Annotated in this window: 17 protein-coding genes and 1 pseudogene; 1 reads left to right on the top strand and 17 read right to left on the bottom strand. The window is 60.2% G+C overall.

The features are described from left to right. Positions 1–23 precede the first annotated feature (23 nt). The 5 genes from fmt to rpoZ all read right to left on the bottom strand — a co-directional run bounded on the left by fmt (position 24) and on the right by rpoZ (position 5,811). Entirely contained in the window at positions 24–998 is a 975-nt protein-coding gene (gene fmt, locus ACNAOV_RS05620) for a methionyl-tRNA formyltransferase (RefSeq protein ID WP_416516940.1), read from the bottom strand. A gap of 45 nt (positions 999–1,043) precedes the next feature. Continuing rightward, the gene (locus tag ACNAOV_RS05625) at positions 1,044–1,748 is read right to left on the bottom strand and encodes an HAD family hydrolase (protein ID WP_416516941.1); all 705 of its coding nucleotides are present in this window, start codon (positions 1,746–1,748) and stop codon (positions 1,044–1,046) included. Between the two features lie 100 nt (positions 1,749–1,848). Further along, positions 1,849–4,152, bottom strand: a complete 2,304-nt coding sequence (locus ACNAOV_RS05630; RefSeq protein WP_416516942.1) for a primosomal protein N' — start codon at positions 4,150–4,152, stop codon at positions 1,849–1,851. Between the two features lie 92 nt (positions 4,153–4,244). Then, complete coding sequence (gene metK / locus ACNAOV_RS05635; protein WP_416516943.1) at positions 4,245–5,465, bottom strand: methionine adenosyltransferase; 1,221 nt, start codon at positions 5,463–5,465, stop codon at positions 4,245–4,247. A gap of 61 nt (positions 5,466–5,526) precedes the next feature. Next, positions 5,527–5,811 carry a DNA-directed RNA polymerase subunit omega gene (rpoZ, locus tag ACNAOV_RS05640; protein WP_015022131.1) on the bottom strand — a complete coding sequence of 95 codons (285 nt, stop codon included), beginning with the start codon at positions 5,809–5,811 and terminating at the stop codon, positions 5,527–5,529. A gap of 178 nt (positions 5,812–5,989) precedes the next feature. Here rpoZ and ilvD point away from each other — a divergent pair, with 178 nt between their 5' ends. After that, positions 5,990–7,849, top strand: a complete 1,860-nt coding sequence (gene ilvD / locus ACNAOV_RS05645; protein WP_029678603.1) for a dihydroxy-acid dehydratase — start codon at positions 5,990–5,992, stop codon at positions 7,847–7,849. A gap of 96 nt (positions 7,850–7,945) precedes the next feature. Here the strand turns inward: ilvD and ACNAOV_RS05650 are convergent, their stop codons facing one another. The 12 genes and pseudogenes from ACNAOV_RS05650 to tuf form a co-directional block, all read right to left on the bottom strand. After that, positions 7,946–9,100 (bottom strand): PTS transporter subunit EIIC, encoded by a 1,155-nt coding sequence (locus tag ACNAOV_RS05650; RefSeq protein WP_416516944.1) that lies wholly within the window; start codon positions 9,098–9,100, stop codon positions 7,946–7,948. After that, a complete protein-coding gene (locus ACNAOV_RS05655; RefSeq protein ID WP_416516945.1) occupies positions 9,100–10,086 on the bottom strand; it encodes an ROK family protein in 987 nt (328 codons plus the stop codon). The genes ACNAOV_RS05650 and ACNAOV_RS05655 overlap by 1 nt, the downstream gene beginning before the upstream one ends. A 158-nt stretch (positions 10,087–10,244) precedes the next feature. Continuing rightward, entirely contained in the window at positions 10,245–10,922 is a 678-nt protein-coding gene (locus ACNAOV_RS05660; protein WP_416516946.1) for a transaldolase family protein, read from the bottom strand. Between the two features lie 80 nt (positions 10,923–11,002). Beyond that, entirely contained in the window at positions 11,003–13,429 is a 2,427-nt protein-coding gene (locus ACNAOV_RS05665) for a glycyl radical protein (protein WP_416516947.1), read from the bottom strand. Positions 13,430–13,784: 355 nt separating this feature from the next. Continuing rightward, positions 13,785–14,531 (bottom strand): DeoR family transcriptional regulator, encoded by a 747-nt coding sequence (locus ACNAOV_RS05670; RefSeq protein WP_416516948.1) that lies wholly within the window; start codon positions 14,529–14,531, stop codon positions 13,785–13,787. 85 nt (positions 14,532–14,616) lie between these two features. Next, on the bottom strand, positions 14,617–15,534 hold the full coding sequence (locus tag ACNAOV_RS05675) for a glycyl-radical enzyme activating protein (protein WP_416516949.1): 918 nt from the start codon (positions 15,532–15,534) through the stop codon (positions 14,617–14,619). A 99-nt stretch (positions 15,535–15,633) separates the two neighbouring features. Next, positions 15,634–16,257: a guanylate kinase gene (gene gmk / locus ACNAOV_RS05680; protein ID WP_416518162.1), complete on the bottom strand. Its 624-nt coding sequence runs from the start codon at positions 16,255–16,257 to the stop codon at positions 15,634–15,636. 97 nt (positions 16,258–16,354) lie between these two features. Continuing rightward, on the bottom strand, positions 16,355–19,729 hold the full coding sequence (gene carB / locus ACNAOV_RS05685; RefSeq protein ID WP_416516950.1) for a carbamoyl-phosphate synthase large subunit: 3,375 nt from the start codon (positions 19,727–19,729) through the stop codon (positions 16,355–16,357). Beyond that, positions 19,722–20,951 (bottom strand): glutamine-hydrolyzing carbamoyl-phosphate synthase small subunit, encoded by a 1,230-nt coding sequence (carA, locus tag ACNAOV_RS05690; RefSeq protein WP_416516951.1) that lies wholly within the window; start codon positions 20,949–20,951, stop codon positions 19,722–19,724. Before carA ends, carB begins: the two co-directional genes overlap by 8 nt. Positions 20,952–21,390: 439 nt before the next feature. Continuing rightward, a pseudogene (nusB, locus tag ACNAOV_RS05695) lies at positions 21,391–21,852 on the bottom strand (transcription antitermination factor NusB); the annotation flags it as partial. A gap of 22 nt (positions 21,853–21,874) precedes the next feature. Then, positions 21,875–22,438, bottom strand: a complete 564-nt coding sequence (gene efp, locus ACNAOV_RS05700) for an elongation factor P (protein ID WP_015022137.1) — start codon at positions 22,436–22,438, stop codon at positions 21,875–21,877. 236 nt (positions 22,439–22,674) lie between these two features. Beyond that, complete coding sequence (gene tuf / locus ACNAOV_RS05705) at positions 22,675–23,874, bottom strand: elongation factor Tu (protein ID WP_416516952.1); 1,200 nt, start codon at positions 23,872–23,874, stop codon at positions 22,675–22,677. Positions 23,875–23,979 lie beyond the last annotated feature (105 nt).

Raw genomic sequence — 23,979 nt, forward strand, 5'->3', positions numbered from 1 at the left:
GACAGCCGGTCGAGCGGAAGAGCTCAGCTGCAGCGAGCCCCGGCTTCCAAGCGAGCGCCACGGGCCCAGTCCATGGCCTTCATGGCACGCTTGCCGGCGGCCTTGACCATCTGCAGCTCCAAGGGCAGGGTCTTGGTACCCACCCAGAGATGGCGACGGTCCATGGCCAGCCGACCCGGCTCCAGATGCGAAGGAAGACCAGGCTCATCCCCTCGGGCTGGTGCAGCCTTGAGCACGGTCAGTCCCGTCTGCTTGTCCTGCGGGTCATCGCCTTGCCGATACAGACACCAGGCTCCCGGTTCCGGACTGCAGGCCCGGACCTGTCGATCCAGGGCGAAAACGGGCACATCGAAACGCATGTGGGCGTCCTGGTGGGTGATTTTGGCTGCCACCTGGTAGGTGCCCTGCGTCTGCTCCTTGGGTTGAATCCGACCTTCAGCAAGGGCTTCCAGGCTGGCAGCCAGCAGGTGGGATCCGTCCTCAGCCAGGCGATCCAGCAGCTCGCCCGAGGTCTCGTGCGGCCCGATCTCCACGGTGGATTGGGCCAGGATGGGGCCTTCATCCATACCGGCCGTCAGCCGAAAGACCGTGGCGCCGGTAATGGTATCCCCGGCCCAGATGGCCCGCTGTACCGGAGCTGCCCCCCGCCACTGCGGCAGCAGTGAAAAGTGCAGGTTGTACCAGCCACCCTCAAAGGCGTCCAGAACCGGCTGGCGCAGGATCCGCCCGTAGGCCACGACGGCCGCATAGCTGGCACCCGTATCCTGCAGCCGAGCTGGAAAGTCCGGATCAGATGGGTTGTTCTCAAGAACAGGAATCCCCAGCTTCAGTGCCTCAGCCTTGACCGGACTGGGATGCAGATGCCTTCCACGCCCCTGGGGGGCATCGGGTCTGGTGAGCACGGCAGCAACCCGGAAATGCTCCTGATCGGCCGCCAACAATCTCAGAGATGGCAAGGCGACCTGAGGCGTGCCTGCAAACAGCAATGTCATGACCATATGGGCAATCTCCTTTTCATCTGACGACTGTGGACCTCTGCACGTTCACTGCACCTGAGGAATATTCACCCCTGCCTCGATCAGGGCAGTGCGCAGCCCATAAGGGTCACTGAATCGCAGGCTGCGGATGCCGGCCTTGTTGGCGCCGACTACATTCATACCCTTATCATCCACGAAGAGGGTCCTGTCAGCCCGGATTTCGAACCGATCCAGGGCATACTGGTAGATGGCCGGGTCAGGCTTACGCATGTGGATGGGCCCGGAGACCACCACTCCATCCAGCCTATGCAGGAAGGAGTCGCCGTCCCAGGCGTGATGGAAGAGCTCGGCGCCCCAGTTGGTCAACCCCCAGACGCCCAAGCCTGCCGCCTTCAGGTCCTCCACCAGCATGCGGGCACCAGGAACCGGACCGGTCAGCGAATCGACAAAGTGGTCACAGTAGTAGGCGAACATGTCATCCCAGGGGGACCCGCAGTTGGCGGCCACCCAGTCACGGGCCTGGGCACAGGTGGCTCCACCATCCATCATGTTGTTGGCCCGGTAGAAGCCGGAACGGCTGTCGTCCAGCATGGCTTCGATGCTCCTGCGCCCGTATCGGGCCACCATGGCCATCTCGGGCTGCCAACGAATCAGGACGTTGCCGAAGTCGAAGATGACCTGTTCAATGGGCTGCCCCTGGGTCTGAGCCGCTGCCTGCTCAGCCTGAATCACATCTGCCTCAACCCGGATCTCGCCCGGCCATCCCTTCATGACTCTCCACCTTTCATAAATGCGTTCATATGCGCCTCTGTCTGCGCCCCCTCATAAAACCACGCCACATAGACCCCTGCCTATCCATCTGGAACGCCAATCAGGTCAGATCCTTGGGATCCATCCGGAAGCGCAGCTCTCCTCGCCCGCGACCGGCCACGTACTTGGCCTGAGCCTGCTTGAGCTGGTCAGCCAGCTTGTCACGGCGACTGGTAGGCACCCGAACCAGGGCTCGGACCCTGTCCTGGGTTCCCTCCAGATAGCCGGCTTTCAGTGTGGACGGCGCCGGTATGGGCACCGGTCCAAGCAGGGCTGGAACAGACTCAGGGCCAACATCTGTCACAGCCTCCTGACCCGGCGTAATCCCGACGGCGTCCAGCATCCAGACCACGGCCTCCCTTTCGCCCCAGATTGCAGCCATACCGACCGCAGGGGGCATGGCAGTCAACCGACGGTCCTCCAGATCGGCAGCCGCCAACACCGGGCCCTGCCAGGTCATCAGCGCCTGGGCCAGCTGGGGATCGCACTCCCCCAGCAGGAGCACCTGACCTCCCTGTGCCCGGGAACGACAGAAGGAGGCCACGCGCATCCAGGCTCCCAGGGTGTCCATACGCGCATCGACACCAGGGGCATATAGGCTGGTCCAGGCGTCCAGAATTGCCACGGCCCGGTATCCTCGCGACAGCCGGGGCAGACCCGGCTTGTCAATGTGCTTGTTTTTACCATCGTCGCTCGAGCCAACCACCCTGGGCTCGGCGCCCGGAGTGGCGATGACCAGACTGGGGCAATCCTGTATGCGTTCGACCACCCCGCGAGGCTGGCTGGGCGAAGAGATGACGATGGGCACATTTCTGAAGAGCATGCGCAGTTCCTGGGCCGTCCCAGCCGCACCTACCCTGACCACCCGAAGCCGTGAATAACCGCAATCCGGGCAGGACCAGTCCGTAGCCGCGGCCCCGCACCAGGCACATCGGGGTGCGCCAGGCCGCCTTGCCCGCAAGGGCCCGGTGCAACGCGGGCAACGAGCCTGATGATGGCAGCGGGCACAACTCAGACTTTCGAAGATGCCGTCCTGGGGGATGGACAGCAGAACCGGACCACGCTCCAAGGCTTTGTTAATAACGGCGACGGCGGTATGAGGAACCCGGGCGCCGATGGTCGGGTCGGCCAGATGGCTCAGTTCCTCCCGATTCAGCCAACGAATCCAAGGCAGCAGGGTCGTCACCGCAGACCGCTCAATCGTCAAGGCGGTGCATGGACCGGTCACTCCCGAGTCCGCTTCGGTGGCCTCGGGCAGACTCTCCCAGTGGGAACGCACGCTTCTGGCACGGCCCATGGCCAGGAAGACACCGTCGTGGGCACGCGCCCGCAGCCGCAGCACTCCCCGGGCATTGGCGTAGGGCATCATCCCGTCGGCGTACTGGTAGCTGGCATCGTCCATCAGAGCGAAGAGGGCGGGACCTTCCACCGGGGCGTACATGGCAGCCCGCAACCCGATGGCGCAGCGGACCTGACCGGAGGCCAGCGCGAGGTAGGCCCTGTAACGCTCGGCAGGAGCCATGCCACTATCCAGAATGGAGAAATCACCGGACCAACCAGGAGCATCCTGTTGGCCAGGACCGGCGGCAACAGAGGGACCAAAGGGACGCAACCCCAGCTGCTGGAGGACAGCAGACAGATGAACCACCTGGCGGGTGCCCGGCATTACCATAACTGCAGACCGGCCAGCCAGCAGGGCCCCTATCAGCACCCTGGCAGCCAGCAGAGCAGCCTGGTCCATACCGGGCAGAATGTCAGCCAGAAAGGCGGCAAAGACGTCCTCTTCCAGCGACTGATCAAATTTCTCCAGCCCCCGATAGCCCGGATCAAGCCTTTGTTTCAGATCCTTCTGTCGCTGGGCCAATCCTGCCACCCAGGCAGGGTCGGACGCCAGTCGATGCTGACCAGGAACCAGCTGCTGCTCCTTGTCGATGCGGGCCACGCGAGGGGGCAGGGCCAGCCGCAGAATGTTGGCCTCAGTACCCCCATAGGCTCTGGCGATGGCGGTGATGTCCGCGCGCAGAGAGGGTGAAATCAGGCTGCGATCCGACACCACCCGCTCCAGGAAGCGCAGGGAGGCACGGGGAACCTCGCTGTCTGCCACACGTTCCCAGATGATGCCGTTGACCCTGCGCGCCCCGAACCGGACGCGAACCAGACATCCCGGCTGTGCATGATCGTCCTGATCAGCATCGACCAGATAGTCAAAGGTCCCACCCAGATGAGTGGCCTGCACGTCCAGCACCACCCGTGCCACAGGAAGTTCACCGGCCGGTCGGCGCGGAGGTCTCTTGCGACTGCTGCTCGAACGACGGCGCGGAGCAAGACCGTCCAGGGCGGGCTGACTGACGTCCTGCGAATCCATGGCTCCTCCCTTCGCTTTCACAATTAAGAGAGCCACGGCGGATTCCCCAGTCAATGACCCGGAAACCCGCCGTGGCTCTTGATGAACAGCTACTACCTGGTCATGCCGATGGCGGCCTTCAGCTCACCCACCTTGTCCACCTGCTCCCAGGTGAAGTCGGGATCCTCCCGGCCGAAGTGCCCATAGGCCGCAGTCTTGGCATAAATGGGCCTCAATAGATCCAGCTCATCAATGATAGCGGCAGGCCGCAGGTCGAAGACCTGACGCACGGCCTCCTGGATCTGCTCCCGGCTGACTCCCTGCTCAGTGCCGTAGGTCTCCACGTTGACGCTGACCGGCTCAGCCACGCCAATGGCATAAGCCACCTGGACCTCGACCTTGTGCGCCAGTCCAGCGGCCACGATGTTCTTGGCTACCCAACGCGCGGCGTAGGCTGCGGAACGGTCGACCTTGCTGGGATCCTTGCCGGAGAAGGCGCCACCTCCATGATGTGCCGCACCGCCATAGGTGTCCACAATGATCTTGCGTCCGGTCAGTCCTGCGTCAGCCGCAGGACCGCCCAGGACAAAGGAACCGGTCGGATTGACCAGCACCCGGTAGCCCTGGTGCTCGACGGCCTGGCCGCAGACGCGATCCAGGACGGGCGTGATGACATGCTCCATCAACTGCTCCTGCAGCCAGTCATGCCCGACCTCGGGATCATGTTGGGTGGAAATGAGGACCGTGTCCACCCGGCGGGGCCGATCATCCTGATCGTATTCGATGGTGACCTGGGTCTTGCCGTCGGGCCGCAGGTGGGGGATGATCCCCTCTTTGCGCACCTGTGCCAGCCTGAAGGCCAGCTGGTGGGCCAGATAAATGGGCAGGGGCATGAGTGTATCGGTCTCATCGCAGGCGTACCCGAACATGACCCCTTGGTCGCCGGCCCCCTGGGACTGGTAGCGCTCCTCACGTGTGGCGGCAGTCTCCTGGCTGGGCGACAGCCGCTCCACCCCCTGGTTGATTTCCTTGCTCTGCTCGCTCAGAGCCACGGTCACGCCGCAGGAATCTGCGTCCAGTCCAATATCGGACGACGTGTAGCCAATCCTGCGCAGCACCGACCGAACCTGGGACTGAATGTCCGTGTAGCCCTGGGACGACACCTCTCCGAAAACGAAGAAGAGGCCAGTAGCCGCCGAAGTCTCCACAGCCACATGCGAGTGCGGATCCTGGGCGATCAGATCGTCCAGGATGGCATCGGAAATCTGGTCGCAGACCTTGTCTGGATGGCCCTCGGTCACTGATTCAGCCGAAATCAGCCGTCGCTCTGTCATTTCATTCACCTTTGTCTAGAAACCGTCACCGTCCGAGGACCCTGCACCGAGAGTCGAAGGCTCAGTTGCCTTCGCTCAGATCGTCCTCACCCAGGGTCTCCTCAAGCAGGCCCTCGTTGATCTCACGGAAGGCGATGGACAGGGGCTTCTCCTGGTTCTGGTACTCGACCAGCGGGCCGACGTTCTGCAGCAGGCCCTCATTGAGCTGTGTGAAGTAGGAATTGATCTGACGGGCCCGCTTGGCCGCAAAAATGGACAGCGCATACTTCGAATCGGCGTGCTTCATAAGATCGTCGATGGGAGGATTCGCAAATCCCTGCGGATGGGGCTCGGTACCGAATGCCATAAGATGTTTCTCCAATTCAACTGGATGAACCATTCATTCAATCTGTATGATTTTACCGCCCGGGCTCGATTTTAGCCCCGGATGCTTCTCTGCCGGGAAAAGCATTGCAAACACGCCGGAAATTCCAACATGTGGTCATGTTCGGACCGTCGCTGTCCCCGTTCACTTGAATAAAACTATGCAGATGCGATCAGCCAAGTTGATGAAGGAACGAGAGTTCGCGGGCGCCCGTGCTCTCTATCGTGCCGCTGGCGTCAAGGGCGAGGACTTCGGCAAGCCCATCGTGGCCATCGCCAACTCCTTCTCCGAGTTCGTGCCCGGCCACGTTCACCTGAACAAGGTGGGGCGCCTGGTCTCCAAGGCCGTCAAGGAAGCGGGCGGCATCCCCCGCGAGTTCAACACCATCGCCGTGGACGACGGCATCGCCATGGGCCATACGGGCATGCTCTACTCCCTGCCCAGCCGTGACCTGATCGCGGACGCTGTGGAGTACTCGGTCAACGCCCACTGCGCCGATGCTTTGATCTGCATTTCCAACTGCGACAAGATCACCCCCGGCATGCTCATGGCCGCTCTGCGTCTGAACATTCCCACGGTCTTCGTCTCCGGCGGCCCCATGGAGGCCGGACGTACCGTCATGCCCGACGGAACGGTTCAGGAGAGCACCGATCTGATCGACGTCATGTACGCCTCGGCGGATGACAGCATCGACGATGCGGGCCTGCTGGCCCTGGAGAAGACGGTCTGCCCCACCTGCGGTTCCTGCGCCGGCATGTTCACCGCCAACTCCATGAACTGCCTGACCGAGGCCATGGGCCTGGCCCTGCCCGGCAACGGCACCACCCTTGCCTCGCACACGGCCCGGAAGATGCTCTTCGAACGGGCGGGCAAGCTGGTCGTCGAGATTGCCAACCGGTACTACCAGGATGACGACGACTCGGTCCTGCCGCGTTCCATCGCCACCAAGAAAGCCTTCGAAAACGCCATGACCATGGATGTGGCCATGGGCGGGTCGACCAACACCGTCCTGCACATTCTGGCCGCCGCACAGTCGGCGGATGTGGACTTCACCCTGGACGACATCGAGCGCATCTCCCACACGGTCCCCTGCATCTGCAAGGCCTCTCCCTCCGGAGACTGGGAGATATCCGACGTCCACCGGGCCGGTGGCATCTGCGGCATCCTGGGCGAGCTGGACCGCGGCGGAGTCCTTCACCAGGACACGCATTCCATCGACTACCCGGACCTGGAGTCCAAGCTCAACGACTGGGACATCATGCGTCCCACCTGCCTGGACCAGGCCAAGGAGCTCTACCACGCAGCGCCAGGGCACATCACCTCCCCCGAGCCCTTCAACCAGTCCAAGGAGTGGGAGGACCTGGACACCGACCGTGTCAACGGCGCCATTCACGACCTGGATCATCCTGCTGTCTCCGAAGGCGGTCTGGCCATACTGCGCGGCAATCTGGCCCCCGATGGCTGCGTGGTCAAGACCGCTGGTGTGCCCAAGGAAATCTGGAACTTCCGCGGACCGGCCCTGGTGGTCGAATCGCAGGAACAGGCCGTGGAGGTCATTCTCAACGGCACCCTGCACAAGGGCCAAGCCCTGGTCATCCGCTACGAGGGACCCAAGGGTGGCCCTGGCATGCAGGAGATGCTCTACCCCACCTCATTCGTCAAGGGCAAGGGCATCGGCAAGGACGTGGCCCTGCTGACCGACGGCCGTTACTCCGGCGGCTCATCAGGCCTGGCCATCGGCCATATCGCTCCTGAAGCAGCCAACAAGGGCCCCATCGCCCTGATCCGCAACGGCGACATGATCCGCATTGACATCCCCAACCGGCGTGTAGACGTCGAGCTGAGCGATGAGGAACTCGCCCAGCGTCGCGCAGAACTGGAGGCCGGCGAGGGCTATGTGGCCCACAGGGACCGCAAGGTTTCCCTGGCGCTGAAAGCCTATGCCGCTTTCGCCCGCTCGGCAGACAAGGGCGCCACCCGCGACCCGGATCTGATCAACCGGCTGTCCGGTCTGGACTGATAGAGGCTGAGCCCAACAGCAAGACTGACCATAATGCCCGGTCATCGATTTCCTAGCCGATGACCGGGCATTCATTATGAAAATGGGAGCATTCCCTCAGACGAGCACAGGCGTTTTGTCTGACGGGGTTTCTGGAACTTCGGCTGAAGACGGTTCCAGGTCCGCAGTTTCTTCAAGATTGTCAACTCGGAATTTGAGCACCATGGTCAGCAGGAAGGCCACGAGCAGACCAGTCAGGCAGGCGCCCAGGTAGACGACGAACCCATGACCGAAGAATATCGGCAAGGCTGCCAGACTGGGGAAGGCGAAAGCCGTGGCCTGGACACCGGAAAGCCCTGCAATAACGCCTCCTATGCCCCCGCCGGCGCAGACGGCCAACAGTGGCCTTTTTCTGGGCAGATTGACTCCGAACATGGCCGGTTCGGTGATGCCGAACAGGGCTGAGACCGCCGCTGACAGGCAGGTGGATTTGAATGCCTTGTCATGACTCTTGAACATCACAGCCAGCGCAGCTCCTGCCTGTGCGAAGACCGCCGGACCCATCATGGCCAGAACGGTATCATGACCGCTGACGGCGATATTGTTCATGGCTATGAGAATCAGACTCCAGTGGAATCCGAAAATGACCATGGGCTGGACGGTGGCCCCCAACAAGAGACCGGCAATGACCGGCGAGAGCGCATACACCCATTCATAGCCAGATGCCAGTCCGTCGCCGATGATCTTACCAATGGGGCCAAAGGCAAAGAGGGTGAGGAACCCTATGACCAGAATACATACCAGAGGCGTCAGGAATCCTCTGATCACTTCGGGTAGCACCCTATCCAGCCATCGTTCCAAATAGACCAAGGCACCAACGGCCAGGATGATGGGTATCACGCTGGATGCATACTTGACACCCAGGATAGGGATACCAAGAAACCTGATGGTTTTGCCTGCCTCCTGCACCGCAACCAGATTGGGATAGAGCAGCATGCCGGCAATGACCACAGCGATGAACGGATCGGCACCGAACTTCTTGGCTGACGTATAGGCCAGTAGCATGGGCAGGAAGGTAAACAGACTGGAGGCCATGGCGTCCAGCACAAGATAGGTCTGGTCGCTGGTGCTCAGCACATGGGTCGTAGTCAGAATAACGAGAACGCCTTTCATGATGCCAGCAGCCGACAGCAGATTGACTATCGGCAGAAAGATTCCCGATATTCCATCGATGACAATGTCAAGAAGCTCCTTGGCGGACCGCCTTTTCATCAGACACCACCAAAATCATTGACCAGAGCGGGCTCGGTGCTCTCCACCACTTCTCCGTTGGCATTCAGCTGCGGGTTCTTCCCGAAGTACTCCACTTCGTCGGCATCCTCCAGATAGCATTGGAGCGCGCCTACCAGATTCGCATCGTTCTGGAATTTGCAGGCCGTCACCTCGGCACGGGAAACGTGATAGGGACAAGTGGCATAGAGGCGGTCCAGATTGCTCCTGATGGCCTCAATCAGGGCGGGTTGGGCCGAGATGCCGCCACCTATGGCAAAGCGTTGTGGATCGCAGATGTTCTGGATGTTGTATATCTGTACCGCCACATCGCGCGCATAGGAATCAAGGCACTCCAAGGCCGTCTGGTCTTGCTCGTCGACCGCCTTGAAGAAGGCGACACCGTCCACGTCTGCGGGATCCAGGTTCTTGCGCTCGGCATAGGTCCTGCACAAACCGGTGGCACTGCATTGGTTTCCCCACACGCCATCCTGGGTCGGCGACTCCTTGGAAGAAGTCATAATGTAACTGACCTCACCGGCGGAAAAATGGTGTCCGCGGTAGAGCTGGTGATTGACGATAAAGCCACCGCCGATCATGGTGCCAAGGATAATGACAAAGCCATCCTGTACATCCTGCAGACTGCCGACTCGGGATTCGGCCATGGCTGCGCATTTTGCATCGTTTTGAATGACGATACGCACAGGACAATTGCGGAAGAGTGCGTGTCTTATATAGAAGTCGTCGTTGTATCTCAAGGCACCGCCCATGGCGCAGTAGCCTTTTTTGCTGTCGATGATTCCAGGCATGGATATGGCGATCCCCTGCACGCCCGGCTCTTGCTCGAACAACTGGGTTAGAGCCCCAATCAGCTCGTCACGCCCACGTTGAGGCGTAGGCATGGAGTTACGGGAGACGATTGAGGTGTCTTCCAGCATATAGGCATATTTGATGGTGGTACCACCAATGTCAACGGTCAGAATTTTCATGATGCATCCTTGCAGAACGAACTTCGCATATCAGAAAAGCGCTTCGTGTCATCCCCGCTCGGTTACCCAACCATTCAGGAGGAGGATACGCAGACGGGGGCATGAATACCGCTAATGCCATGCCCCCGTAGGAAAATGACCGCTTCACTCGGTCATTGCTAGCAGTCGGCCATGGTCCTTCCGGCACCTACCAGACCCTGGAAGTCGGCGTTGAAGACTTCCACTGCAGCTGTGATCGCCTGGTTCTTCACCAGGCCATCGATTATGGGCGAGCCAAGAGTAGCCGCTCCGATGCCATACTGGGCCAGTTCCAGAACCTGCTGCGAGTTCTTGAAGCTGGCGGCCAGGACCTCGCAATCAAGATCGTTGGCACGGAAGATGTCATGAATGGTCTTGGCGACCTGAACGCCGTTGTAGCCCATATTGTCAATCCTGTTGATGTATGGGGCTGCATAGGAAGCTCCGGCCTTCGCGGCCAGAAAACCTTGCAGGGGCGTGTAGATGGCTGTGGCAGTCACCTTCACGCCTTCGGCGACAAGGGTCTTCATGGCTTTGAAGCCCTGGGGGACGCTGGGAACCTTGGGGAAGGTATGGGGCCCAAGTTCATCGACGATCCTGTGCGCATCAGCCACCATGCCAGTACTGTCGTTAGCGACCACCTGTGCATGCAGCTCCAAATCCGGACCGATGATGGAGCGTATCTCTTTCAGCACCTCGAAGGGAGGCCTGCCCGCCTTGGCCAGAATGCTGGGATTGGTCGTGACCCCGTCAATAGGATAGATGTCGATCAGTCTTCTGATGGCTTGTGTGTCGGCATCGTCGATGATCAGTTTCATGCTAGCGTCCTTCACTTATCTAGATGGACTTGTTTTGTAGGGCCGGCCGGGATTGTTTCCCCGACCGGCCAAATGGGGGTTCAGAGCGTCTGCTCGGTCCGCTCGATGATGTCGTCCTGCGTAGCCTTGGACAGCACCGTGAAGAATGCGCTGTATCCAGCCACCCTGACGATCAGGTCCCTGTGCTTGTCAGGGTGAACCTGAGCATCCAGCAGGGTGTCGCGGGAGACCACGTTGTACTGCACGTGGTAGCCATGCAGCTGGTCGAAGAAGGCGCGGGTGACCTGGGAGAGCTTTACCCGGTTCTCCGGCTTGGCCAGCACCTGCGGAGTCATCTTCTGGTTGAGCAGGACCCCGCCGGTAATGTCCTCGGTCGGCAGCTTGGACACTGACTTGAAGACCGCCGTAGGACCATGCTTGTCTGCCAAGTGAGAGGGACTGCAGCCTTCGGCCAAGGGTTCGCCGTTCTTGCGGCCATCGGGGGTAGCCAGGGTTCCTGCACCCTGAGGGACGTTGGCCGAGATGGAGCTTGTGCCAGCGTTGTAGGTGCCACCGATGGGACCACGGCCGTAGCGGGTGTTGTGGTACTTCTTCATCTCGTCGATATACACGTCGTAGGCCTTGCGGATCAGGCTGTCGACGTAGTCGTCGTCGTTGCCGTACTTGGGAGCCTCCTGCATGAGCCGGCGAATGCGCTCATTCTCTTCGCCTTCCCAGTTCTCCTGCATGGCCTGCCAAAGCCTGGCAGGTGTGACCTTGTGCTCCTCGAAAACCACCTTCTTCATGGCAGCCAGGGAATCGGCCAGGTTGGCTATGCCCACCTGCAGATCGGAGATGAAGTCATAGTGCGCTCCACCTTCCTTCATATTCAGTCCACGCTCGATGCAGTCATCAGTCAGCGCGGAGCAGAGAATATCAGCGGTGTCATGTTCGAGAACCATGTCACAGGTGGCATCGATAATGACGCACTGCCTGCACATCTCTCGGATGACCTTGTCCCAGCAGGCCTCGACCTGATCGATACTGGTGAAGTTCTTGAAGTGACCGACCCCTTCGACCAGTTTGGTGCCGCTGGCCGGGTCCACGCCGTCGTTCATGGCGATCAGCAGAGCCTTGGGGAAGTTGAGGAAGCTCATACCCGTGCAGCGGTATCCCCACTTGCCGGGGACCGCGGTTTCCACGCATCCGATGGCCGAATACTCGTAAGCGTCCTCGCGAGCCACCCCCTTGTCGATGAAGCTGGGGATGATGATCTCATCATCGTTGAAGGCCGGCATGCCGAAGCCGCAACGGACCACCTCAATGCACTCTGACATGAAATCATCGGGCAGGTTCTTGTGATAACGAACTGTGAGGTTGGGCTGGGTCAGATGGCTCTGAGCCACCGACTTGAGAATGAGCCAGCTCATGGGATTGGTGGCATCCTGGGGCTGACCGTTCACCAGCTTCTGGCCGCCCACCGTCACATTCTGATACAGGGGTGAACCAGCAGAGAACTGCGTGTGGCTCCATGGACGAATCTTGTTGATGGTGTAGGTCTTCAGCCAAAGGTTGGTCATCAGTTCGACAGCCTGGGGCTCGTCAATGAGCCCGGCCTTCAGATCCCTCTCATAGAAGGGGTCCAGGTACTGGTCCATGCGTCCATAGGAGAGCGAGTGGCCGTTGGACTCGATCTGCAGTGCCAGATGCACCAGCCAGACCGACTGAACGGCTTCACGCAGATTCCTGGCAGGCTCATAGGGCACGTGCTCCAAGGCTTCCGCCATGCCACGCAGCTCCTCGGCACGCTTGTCATTGCCCTCACCGGCTGCCTGCTTGGCCTGCTCCAGCGCCAGCTCAGCATAGCGGTGAGCAAAAGTCTTCATGGCATCGATCACGATGATGATGGCCCTGTAGAAGTAGCTCTTGTGGATGTTCCGGTAATCGGTCAGATCAAGCTCATCCAGCTTCTCCTGGGCCCGACGGCTGAAGTCCTTGAGGCCACGGCTGAGGACGACGGCGTAGTTGACGGCGCAGTGGGCATCGCCAGAGGTGATGTTGCCCTCGGACTTGATGATTCCCAGGTCATAGAAGAGCTTGGAGTGGGGAGGGAAGGCTGCCAGCCCGCGATCCTGAAGGGTGTTGTGCTCCCAGAAGGGTGCGATGGAGCGCAGCTTCTCCTTATTCTCCTCAGTGATGGTGAAGACGTCGCCGTCACGCTTGTCGAATTGGTCCAGCTCGTCAATGACCCAGCCCATGGCATATTCGGGATAGATAGGTGCAGCCCGGTTGGCCGAGGCCTGATTGCCGGCAATGAGGGTTTCCGGTTCGATGTAAATGGACATCGATTCCAAAACCCGCTTGAGCATGATGGCTCTCTTGATGGCCAGCGGCTGATCCTGACAATTCTTATATACCTCAGTGGTGATCATCGCCCGTTCGACGTCGACCTGCGGGGTCACCGAGAGGAGCTGATCACGGAAGGACTCCATCCGGGGTGTCAGCTTGCCGAAATGTTCTTCGTTCATCATTCTTCCTTTCAGATCACAGCGATTCGGGTCTTCCTGTAAACCGCTAGATCCGCACCGCGGTGTGCTCTAAATCACATTTCACTAGAAAAACTATCATACGTTAGTGTTAATTGCAATTTTGAAACGCTATTTCATTTCATTCGTAAGTTACAACTAGGTTATGTAATCCAGCACCTGCGGTTTGTGCATTGATTAGGGACCTTGATGAGTTATCGGATCTTCGCTTCCTGACCCACATGAAAGAAGGTCAGTCAGCTACTCATCCACGGAAGAAAAATGGTGAAGGATCCAGTAGACACGCAACTAAAGGCAATTGATATATGGGTTCATCCGCTCGCGGTGGGTTCCCGGGTCAGACCGTCTCCAGCTCTATGTCATGCTCCACCAGCTGTTTCGACGCCTCGGCGGGAATGCTGTCATCGGTGATGACCATGGTGTTCTTTTTGGGAAGATTCAGCGAGACCGTGCTGCCATGGTCAAACTTCTCGCTCTCTGTGAGAATCACAATGCGCGTAGCGTGCATGGCCATGTCGCGGACGGCCTGAGCCCTCATCTGGTCACGGTTGGCAAATCCAGTATCGGGATCAAAGCCATCGGCACCGATGAACATCACATCCACCTGTATGCCAGTAAGGCACAAGGGGACCATGGGACCCACAAGAACCTGGGCACTGTGCTGATAGATGCCGCCAATCAGAATAATCTGGCAGTTGCCAGCCTCGCCGACATAGTGGGCCACAAAGGCGCTGTTAGTGATGATGGTGAGGTCCTTTTTGGTGTGTGCCAGCTCTACCGCCAGCAGAGCACAACAGCTGCCATTCTCTACGATGACCGTGGCTCCGTCGGGTACACAGGCGACGGCTCTGCGGGCAATCCTCAGCTTCTGCTCATAGTGTCGAGCCAGGCGACCTTCGACATTGTCTGTGCTTTTGATGGCAGCATAGCCATGCTCTCTGGTGATGAGGCCACGACTCTCCAGCTCGTTCAGATATTTGCGTACGGTCACCTGAGAGACGCCCATTTCCTTGGCGATCTCGCTGACCTCCATCCGCTCTCTGTCGATGAGCATCTCAAGGATGCCGTTGGCACGATTGTCCACCTGAACCCGTCCTTCGTCGAGGGGTCGCACGCCCCGTCATGAACATTCTAGAATGCCGGGGACCGTAGCGAAAGTCGGGTGAGCGTCAGAAGAAGGCGTGCACACCTTCCTGCTCATAGACCTGTCTGTACTCTTCCAGATCCTCCTGGTGGGTGTTGGGCACATTCCTGTACTTGTAGTCGTCACGCTGCAAAAGATCGTATTTCGACTCGCCGAAGTTGTGGAAGGGCAGAAGCTGGACCCTGTCCGCACCCAGTCTCAGCAGACGCCGTGCCATCTGTCGGGCATCATCCAGCTTATCGTTATAGTCAGGAATCACTGGGGTCCTGACCAGGACGTCCTTGCCACTATGCAGGGCGTAACTGGTGTTGCGCTCAATCAGACTCAGACCAACCCCGGTCCCCTCCTTATGGGCCTGTTCATCCCAGTGTTTCATATCGATGAAGACGTGATCCAGGTGATCAAGTGCGCTCCTGAAGACCGATTCAGGCACATGCCCGGTGGTTTCGATGTTGGTGTCGATACCCCGATCCTGCAGGGCCGACAGCAGAGCCACGCAGAAATGCCCCCACACCAAGGGTTCGCCACCCGAAAGAGTCACTCCTCCACCGCTTTGACGATAGAAGGGCAGATCCTTCATGCACTGATCGACAACCTCATCCAGGTCGCGCGTCCGCCCAACCAGACTCAACCCCTTGCATTCGCGTGCGGCCTCCAGGGCAGCGGGATCGTCATACCGCAGTGCATGCACGTCCACAGCTCTGCTTCGGTCGGTCTTGACGAATCCCGGGGACGCGGGCAGAGCATTACAGGCAGAACACCCCGAGCACGACTTTGGATCCCATTCGAACTGAGGCGTGCGGATCTGGCTCTCCGGGTTGGAGCACCAGCCGCACCTCATAGGACAGCCCTTGAGGAAGACCACCGTGCGGATGCCGGGCCCGTCATTCAGACTGAACTGCTGGATGTTGAATACCGTGGCGGATATCATGGTCGCCTCCATTGCGCAAGACCTGAATCAGCTATTCTTTCGTCTGAAGCAATAATACATTACATACGAAAGCAATACAAGGCATATTTTGCTGGCGACTGGCTCTTATATTTAAAGCCCGTACTCTTTGGCGATCACTGTCCAGAGAGCCTGCGCGGCCTTATCCACGCTGTCGTTGACTATGATCTGATCGAACTGATCCTCGGAGGCCAGCTCCACCTTGGCGGTCTCCAGCCTTCGGGCCCGCTGCTCCTCATTTTCGGTTCCCCGCATGTTCAACCGGGTAATCAAGTCCTGGAATGAGGGCGGCGCCAGGAAGACGTAGAACACTTCCAGGCCCAATTCCCCCGCCCGCTGGCGGACACGATGCGCCCCCTGCAGATCGATTTCCAGAATTGTGGGCACCCCTGCCGCCAGATGGTCCAGAACCGGCTGCAGCGGGGTGCCATAGTGGGACATGCCATGGACCAGGGCAGTCTCCAGAAAGTCCCCGGCGGCCTCCCTGCGGGCAAACTCCTGTTCATTCATGAACCAGTAGGTGATGCCGTCCTTTTCACCTGGACGCGGCGCCCGGGTGGTGGCCGAGACGGAGACCCAGACCTCGGGGTGGGCATGGCGCAGGGCCGCCTCCACTGTGCCCTTGCCTACGGCCGTGGGCCCCGTCAGCACGATCAACCGGCCGCCCGTCTTCCCCGGCCCCCCGGTCTGTTCCTCCGAAGAGTCCTGACTCGACATGTCGGCACCGCTAATCGCTGACACGGCCACTTCCTTTCCTAAAGGTCATCCTCCGGCACATCCGGACCGGAACATGGGTCAATCATATAGCCAGTACCTACCTGGCCTTCTCCAGCTCCAACAGTCGGGCCGCGTGTTCCTGGATGCTCATGACCTCGTAGTCGTCCTTTTTGACCACGTCAATGGCCATCAAGGCGGCTGAGAATTCGGTGATGGTGGTGAACTGCGGCAGATCGGCGGCTATGGCAGCCACCCGAATCAGATAGCCATCGGAGCGCGAACCCTTGGAACTGGGCGTATTGAGGATCATGTCGATGGCCCCGTCCTCAATAAGCTGGACAGGATTTCGGCCCATGTGCCTGACCCCGTCGGCATCAGTGAAGGCCCGACCCTGCTCTTCGCCATCGCTGATCTTGTCGACAACGGCCACGTCGAAGCCGTACCGACGCAGGACGGAGGCCGTGCCACTGGTGGCACAGATGCTGAAGCCCTGCTCCAACAGACGGGCGGCCAACATGGGCAGCTGGCGCTTATCCGCGTCATTGACCGACAGGAAGGCGACCCCACCGGTGGGCAAACCGCCCTGGTAGGCGGCCAACTGGCTCTTGGCAAAGGCGTGGGGGAAGTCCCGATCGAAGCCCATGACCTCTCCGGTGGAGCGCATCTCCGGACCCAGCAGGATGTCCACGGTCCGACCCACCGGAGTGCGGAAGCGCTTGAAGGGCAGGACGGACTCCTTGACCGCCACAGGCTGGCCGACACGGACCATGCCGCCGTCGCCGACGGGCAGGAGCAGACCATTGGCTCGTTGCTGCTCGATAGTCTCCCCCACCATGATCCGCGCCGCAGCCTTGGCCAGTGCCGTACCCGTGGCCTTGGAAGCGAAGGGAACGGTCCGGGAGGCGCGAGGATTGGCCTCGATCACATAGAGGGTGTTGGCCATAAAGGCATACTGAACATTGATCAGCCCCTGGACCCCGCATCCTTGGGCTATTGCCAAAGTAGCCTGCCGCAAACGATTGATCTGGTCGTCAGAGAGAGTCGAGGGCGGCAGGGTGCAGGCAGCATCACCGGAGTGGACCCCGGCCTCCTCCACATGCTCCATGATTCCGCCAATATAGAGCTCCTGCCCGTCATAGAGGGCATCCACATCGATCTCGATGGCATCCTGAAGGAACTTGTCAATCAGCAGGGGCGAGGGCAGGCGGCCAGAGACCACCGTATCGGCCTTGGCCTCATCCAGGGCGCGATCCACGTAGGTGGCCAGCTGCTGGTCATCGTAGACGATCTCCATGCCCCGTCCGCCCAGCACGTAGGAGGGCCTTACCAGAACCGGGTAGCCGATGGCGTGGGCCGCCTCCTTGGCCTCATCCAGGGAGAGAGCGGTGCCGTACCGTGGAGCGTTCAGATGCTCCTTGCTGAGCACCTGGCCGAAGAGTTCGCGGTTCTCGGCCAGGTCGATGGACTCGGGACTGGTTCCAAGAATGGGGACCCCGGCCTCCTTGAGCCTGGCCGCCAGGGACAAGGGCGTCTGACCGCCCAGCTGGACGATGACGCCCTTGACAGGTCCCATGGCCTTCTCGGCCCGGTAGATCTCCAGAACGTCCTCGAAGGTCAGCGGCTCGAAATAGAGCCTATCCGACATGTCATAGTCAGTGGAGACCGTCTCGGGATTGCAGTTGACCATGATGGTGTCATAGTCCTTGCCCAGCTCCTGGACGGCGTGCACGCAGGTGTAGTCGAACTCGACCCCCTGGCCGATCCGGTTGGGCCCCGAACCCAGGATGATGACCGCCTCGCGTTCACGGGGTCGCAGCTCGGACTCGTCGGCGTAGCAGGAGTAGTAGTAGGGCGTGACGGCATCGAACTCAGCTGCGCAGGTGTCCACAGTCTTGTAGACAGGATGAAGGCCAAAGGCCCAGCGAAGCTCCCTGACGACTGCCTCGCCCTGGTCGCCCATACCGCGCAGGTGGGCGATCTGCAGGTCGCTCAGTCCTGATTGCTTGGCCCGGCGCAGCAGGTCATCGTCCAGGACCTCGGATTCGCGCACCTGAAGGGCCAGGTCATTGATCATGCTGATCTGCTCCAGGAACCAGGGATCGATCCTGGTAGCCCGGTGGACCTGCTCCACAGTGGCTCCGCCCCAGAAGGCCCGCTGGATCTGCAGGTAACGGTGCTCGGTGGGGGTGTGCATGGCCTCCAGTAGCTGGTCAGTCTCAGCCTGGTCGGGCCGTGGGCCGTCCCAGGAGAAGGTCATGTGCCGTTTGTCGATGGAGCGCATGGCCTTGCCCAAGGATTCGCGGAAGTTTCCGCCAAGTGCCATGGCCTCGCCCACGGACTTCATCGAGGTGGTCAGGGTGGTGTCCGCCCCGGGGAACTTCTCAAAGGTGAAGCGTGGGATCTTGGTGACCACATAGTCGATGGTCGGTTCGAAGGAGGCAGGCGTTGAGCGGGTGATGTCGTTCTCGATCTCATCCAGGGTGTATCCCAGGGCCAGCTTGACCGCGATCTTGGCAATGGGGAAGCCGGTGGCCTTGGATGCCAGAGCCGAGGAGCGCGAAACACGCGGATTCATTTCGATGACGATGATCCGGCCGTTCTTCGGGTTGACGGCGAATTGGATATTGCAGCCGCCTGTATCCACCCCCACGCCGCGGATGATGGCGATGCCAATGTCACGCATGCGCTGATACTCACGGTCGGTCAGGGTGAAGACCGGGGCCACAGTGATGGAATCGCCGGTGTGCACGCCGACCGGGTCCACGTTCTCGATGGGGCAGACCACAACCACATTGTCCAGACGGTCGCGCATGAGCTCCAGCTCATACTCCTTCCACCCCTCGATGCCCTCCTCCAGAAGGATCTCATCAGTGGGCGAATAATGAATGCCTGCGCCGGCGATCCGCCTCAGCTCCTCGCGATCATGGGCGATGCCCGAGCCCAAGCCGCCCATGGTGAAGGAGGGACGAACAACCAGGGGGTAACCCAGTTCGGCGGCTACTGCTTCGGCCTCATCCAGGCTGTGGGCAATGCGGGACTTGGCCGACTCGGCGCCAGCCTGGTCCACCACCTGCTTGAAGAGCTCGCGGTCCTCTCCCCTGTCGATGGCCTCCAGCGAAGCGCCGATCAGCTCAACCCCGTAGCGCTCCAGCACTCCGGCTTTGCCCAGCTCCACGGCAGCGTTCAAAGCGGTCTGGCCGCCCAGGGTGGGCAGTAGCGCATCCGGCCGCTCCTTGGCGATGATCCGCTCCAGGAAGGGCAGGGCGATGGGCTCGATATAGGTGGCATCGGCCATCTCGGGGTCCGTCATGATGGTGGCGGGATTGGAATTGACCAGGATGACACGAATCCCCTCTTCGCGCAGCACTCGGCAGGCCTGGGTCCCCGAATAGTCGAACTCGGCCGCTTGCCCGATGACGATGGGCCCCGAGCCGATAACCATGACCGAATGGATGTCCTGCCGCTTAGGCATGTGCCTTCCCTTCCTTGGCGTCCTGCATCAAAGTGACGAACCTGTCAAACAGGTAGGAGGCATCGTGCGGACCAGCCGCCGCCTCCGGATGGTATTGAACGGAGAAAGCCGGAATGTCCAGACACTCCAGACCCTCGACCACGCCGTCGTTGAGATCGACATGAGAGACTCGGACACGGCCATATCGGCCTTCACCATAGGGTGAGGGCACTGGTTCTCCCTTGGGTGCCTTGACTGCGAATCCGTGATTATGGGCGGTAATCTCAACCTTGCCAGTGCTGAGATCCATGACCGGCTGATTGATGCCGCGATGACCGAATTTCAGCTTATAGGTCTCGAAGCCCAGGGCACGGCCCAGAAGCTGATTGCCCAGGCAGATTCCAAAGAATGGCAGTCCTGCATCCAGGACCTGCCTGAGGAGCGACACCTCCTCGTCTGCGGTCGATGGGTCGCCTGGACCGTTGGAGAAGAAAACCCCGTCAGGCCCCAGGGCCTGTATCTGCTCGATGGTGGTGTCGACGGGAAGTACGTGGACCCTGCACCCGCGCTCAGCCAGCCTGTGAGGGGTCATGGACTTGATTCCCAAATCCACCGCCGCCACCGTGCAGACAGGCTCTTTCGCCTGACGGTCTCCGACTGGTTCGACGATATAGGACCTGTCTGTGCTGACCTCGCCAGTCAGGTGGGACCCGGTCATCTTGGGGGCCGAACGGACCTGATTGAGGAGTTCCTGCATGGTTCTGGGCCTACCGCCGTCGTTGAGCATTGGGTCCGGGTCTGAAAAAATACCGGCCCGCATGACACCTGCAGAACGCAAGTGTCGCACGAGCCGGCGGGTGTCTATGTGACTGATACCGACGATGCCCTGATCGACCAGCTGGTCATGGAGACTGCCCCGAGCCCGCCAGTTGCTGACGTTGGGGCTGGGTTCGCGGACTACATACCCTGCCACCCAGATTCTGTCCGACTCCCCGTCCTGGTCATTGACACCGGTATTACCGATGTGGGGGAAGGTCTGTACAACGATCTGCCGAGCATAGCTGGGATCCGTCAGGGTTTCTTGATACCCCGTCATCCCGGTCGAGAAAACAATTTCACCTATGGTAGTGCCCACCGCTCCGAAGGCTCTCCCCACATACACTTCCCCATCCTCAAGGATGAGCAAGGCACGATTGGAGAAACGGCTATCGGAGGTGATGGTGTTGGTGTCTTTCAGGTTCACCGAACCCCCTTGATTACCGCGGATATTCGCACCCATATTAATGACCCCCATGGATTATGCCGGTCGAATCACCCAAAAGACGGTTGGGCAAATCTTCCAGGATAGACCGCAAGTCAACCAGTCTGAATATGGCAAAAGACCGACCTGATGCCCTGATAGCCAACGGGCATCGGTCGGCCTTTATCCAAATCATTGCTTAGTTGTCTAAAGGACGATCCACATCGGGGGTCAGTTCCTCCGGCAAGGTCAATTTCAGCTGGTCCAGACTGGGGACCGACTGATCGACCATATGGTCAGGGGCCTGATCGGAATCCCCTTCTTCATGTCTACTCGTTGCCGCTTCCGAATTGCTGTCAGCATGGGCATCCTCGAAGGAACCGGGCTTGGAGGGTGCGATCCCTGCTTTTACCTTACCGAATTCATCATCTGAAACGTCTGAATCGGCCTCGGCATCAGCCAGGGCAGCGATTTGATCGGCTTGCTCACGACGAGCTTGGTGCTCATCCTTCTCCTGCTCCAGGGCGCTCAGAACGCCATGAATGAAGGAGGGGGCATCGGCATCCGACAGGGTCTTGGCCAGGGACAGAGCCTCATCGATGGCCACCTTGTCGGGAACATCGGGATTGTAGAGCATCTCCCAGGCGGCGATGCGCAGAATGTTGCGGTCAATGGCGTGCATGCGGCTCAGCGGCCACCGGGTGGAGTGGGTCTGCAGGGCATCGTCGATGTCTCGACGATGCTCCGCTACACCCTCAACGAGGGTCACGGCGTAGGCGGGCAGAGGTGTCTGCGCCCCCGGCCTAGCTTTGCGCTCCTCCAGCAGGGAGAGGAAATCCTGGCTCTTCTCATCGGCCTCATACAGGGTGTTCAAGGCCCGCTTGCGGGCTGTGGAACGTGCCATGGATGTGTGGTTTCCGCCTTGCTCAGTTCTCGCGGCCCAGGTAGGAGCCGTCGCGGGTGTCCACCTTGACCTTCTCGCCCTCGCCTACGAAGAGGGGAACCTGAATCTCGGCCCCGGTCTCCACAGTGGCGGGCTTGGTGCCGGCGTTGGAGCGGTTGCCCTGGACGCCGGGCTCGGTTGCAGTCACGGTCAGCACCACGGACGCAGGCAGCTCCACGGACAGGGGATTGCCATCGTGGAAGCTGATGATGCAGTCGGTGCCCTCAAGCAGGAAGCGCTCCTGATCGCCGACCAGGGCCTCGGGGATGTTGACCTGCTCATAGGTATTCATGTCCATGAAGACAAAGGAGTCACCGTCCCGGTAGGAGTACTGCATGGTCCGGTTGTCGACGGTCTCGAAGTCCATCTTCATACCAGCGTTGAATGTACGGTCCACAATCTTGCCCGAGAGGACGTCCTTGATGGTCGTGCGCACAAAGGCCGGCCCCTTGCCCGGTTTGACGTGCTGGAACTTGATGACGGTCCAAAGCTTGCCATCCAGGTTGATGACCGATCCGTTCTTGATGTCGTTGGAAGTCTGTGCCACCTTGATACCACCTCATTCTGATGAACGTTCCTTCGGAGGGCTCCTGGCCATCTGCCGAAAGCACCGGGCCACACAGGATCCGGCCCGCTCGCGATAAATCCTCGCCTATTATGCCACGGCGCATGAACACCGTGAATGGTCCGGCGGCGAGACCTGCCGGATATGGGCGGGGCCCGGAATCACAGGAAGGATTCCGGGCCCCGTCATTGGATTGTGCCGATAAGCGACAGGCAATCCTACTCGATGATCTTGGTGACTCGACCTGAACCGACCGTGTGGCCGCCTTCACGAACAGCGAAGGTCAGGCCCTCCTCCATGGCGACGGGCTGAATCAGCTCGACGGAGAAGGTGGCGTGATCGCCAGGCTGAACCATCTCCACGCCCTCGGGCAGGGTGATGACGCCGGTGACGTCGGTGGTCCGGAAGTAGAACTGCGGACGGTAGTTGGAGAAGAACGGCGAGTGGCGTCCACCCTCGTCCTTGGTCAGCACGTAGACCTCGCCCTCGAACTTGTGGTGAGGGGTCACGGTGCCGGGAGCGGCCACGACCTGTCCGCGCTCGACGTCCTCACGGCCGATGCCGCGCAGCAGCAGACCGGTGTTGTCGCCAGCCTCGGCCTCGTCCATCTGCTTGTGGAAGGTCTCGATGGAGGTGACGGTGGTGGACTGGGTGTCCCGCAGACCGACGATCTCCACGTTGGTGTTCACGGGCAGCTTGCCACGCTCGACACGACCGGTCACCACAGTGCCACGGCCGGAGATGGTGAAGACATCCTCAATGGGCATCAGGAAGGGCTTGTCCAGGTCATGGACAGGGGTGGGGATGTAGTCGTCGACGGCATCCATGAGGTCCTTGATGGTCTGAACCCACTTGTCATGGTCAGGGGCATCGTCATGCAGGGCGCCGTAGGCGGAGGTGCGGATGACGGGGCAGTCGCGGTCGAAGCCGTTCTCATCCAGCAGATCGCGGACTTCCTCCTCGACCAGCTCGATCAGCTCTTCGTCGTCGACCATGTCGCACTTGTTCAGGGCGACCAGGATCCTCGGCACGCCGACCTGGCGGGCCAGCAGCACGTGCTCACGGGTCTGGGCCATGGGGCCGTCGGTGGCGGCGACCACCAGGATGGCACCATCCATCTGAGCAGCGCCGGTGATCATGTTCTTGACGAAGTCGGCGTGTCCGGGGCAGTCCACGTGGGCGTAATGGCGCTTGGCGGTCTGGTACTCGATGTGCGCGATGTTGATGGTGATGCCGCGCTCCTTCTCCTCAGGAGCAGCATCAATCTGAGCGAAATCGTACTCGGGGTTGACGTCCGGGTACTCCTCATGCAGCACCTTGGAGATGGCCGCGGTCAGGGTGGTCTTGCCGTGATCGACGTGGCCGATGGTGCCAATGTTAACGTGCGGCTTGGTCCGCTCGTACTTTTCCTTTGCCATTGTGTTTTGTCCTCCTGGACGTCTCGTAGGTTGCCTGCGCGAACCACGCACAGAGCACTCGCTACATATTACTGGGTTATCAGGTTCTTTGCCACTTTTGCCCTC

It is taken from the genome of Bifidobacterium asteroides (genome assembly GCF_048001765.1).
GTDB lineage: Bacteria > Actinomycetota > Actinomycetes > Actinomycetales > Bifidobacteriaceae > Bombiscardovia > Bombiscardovia asteroides_K.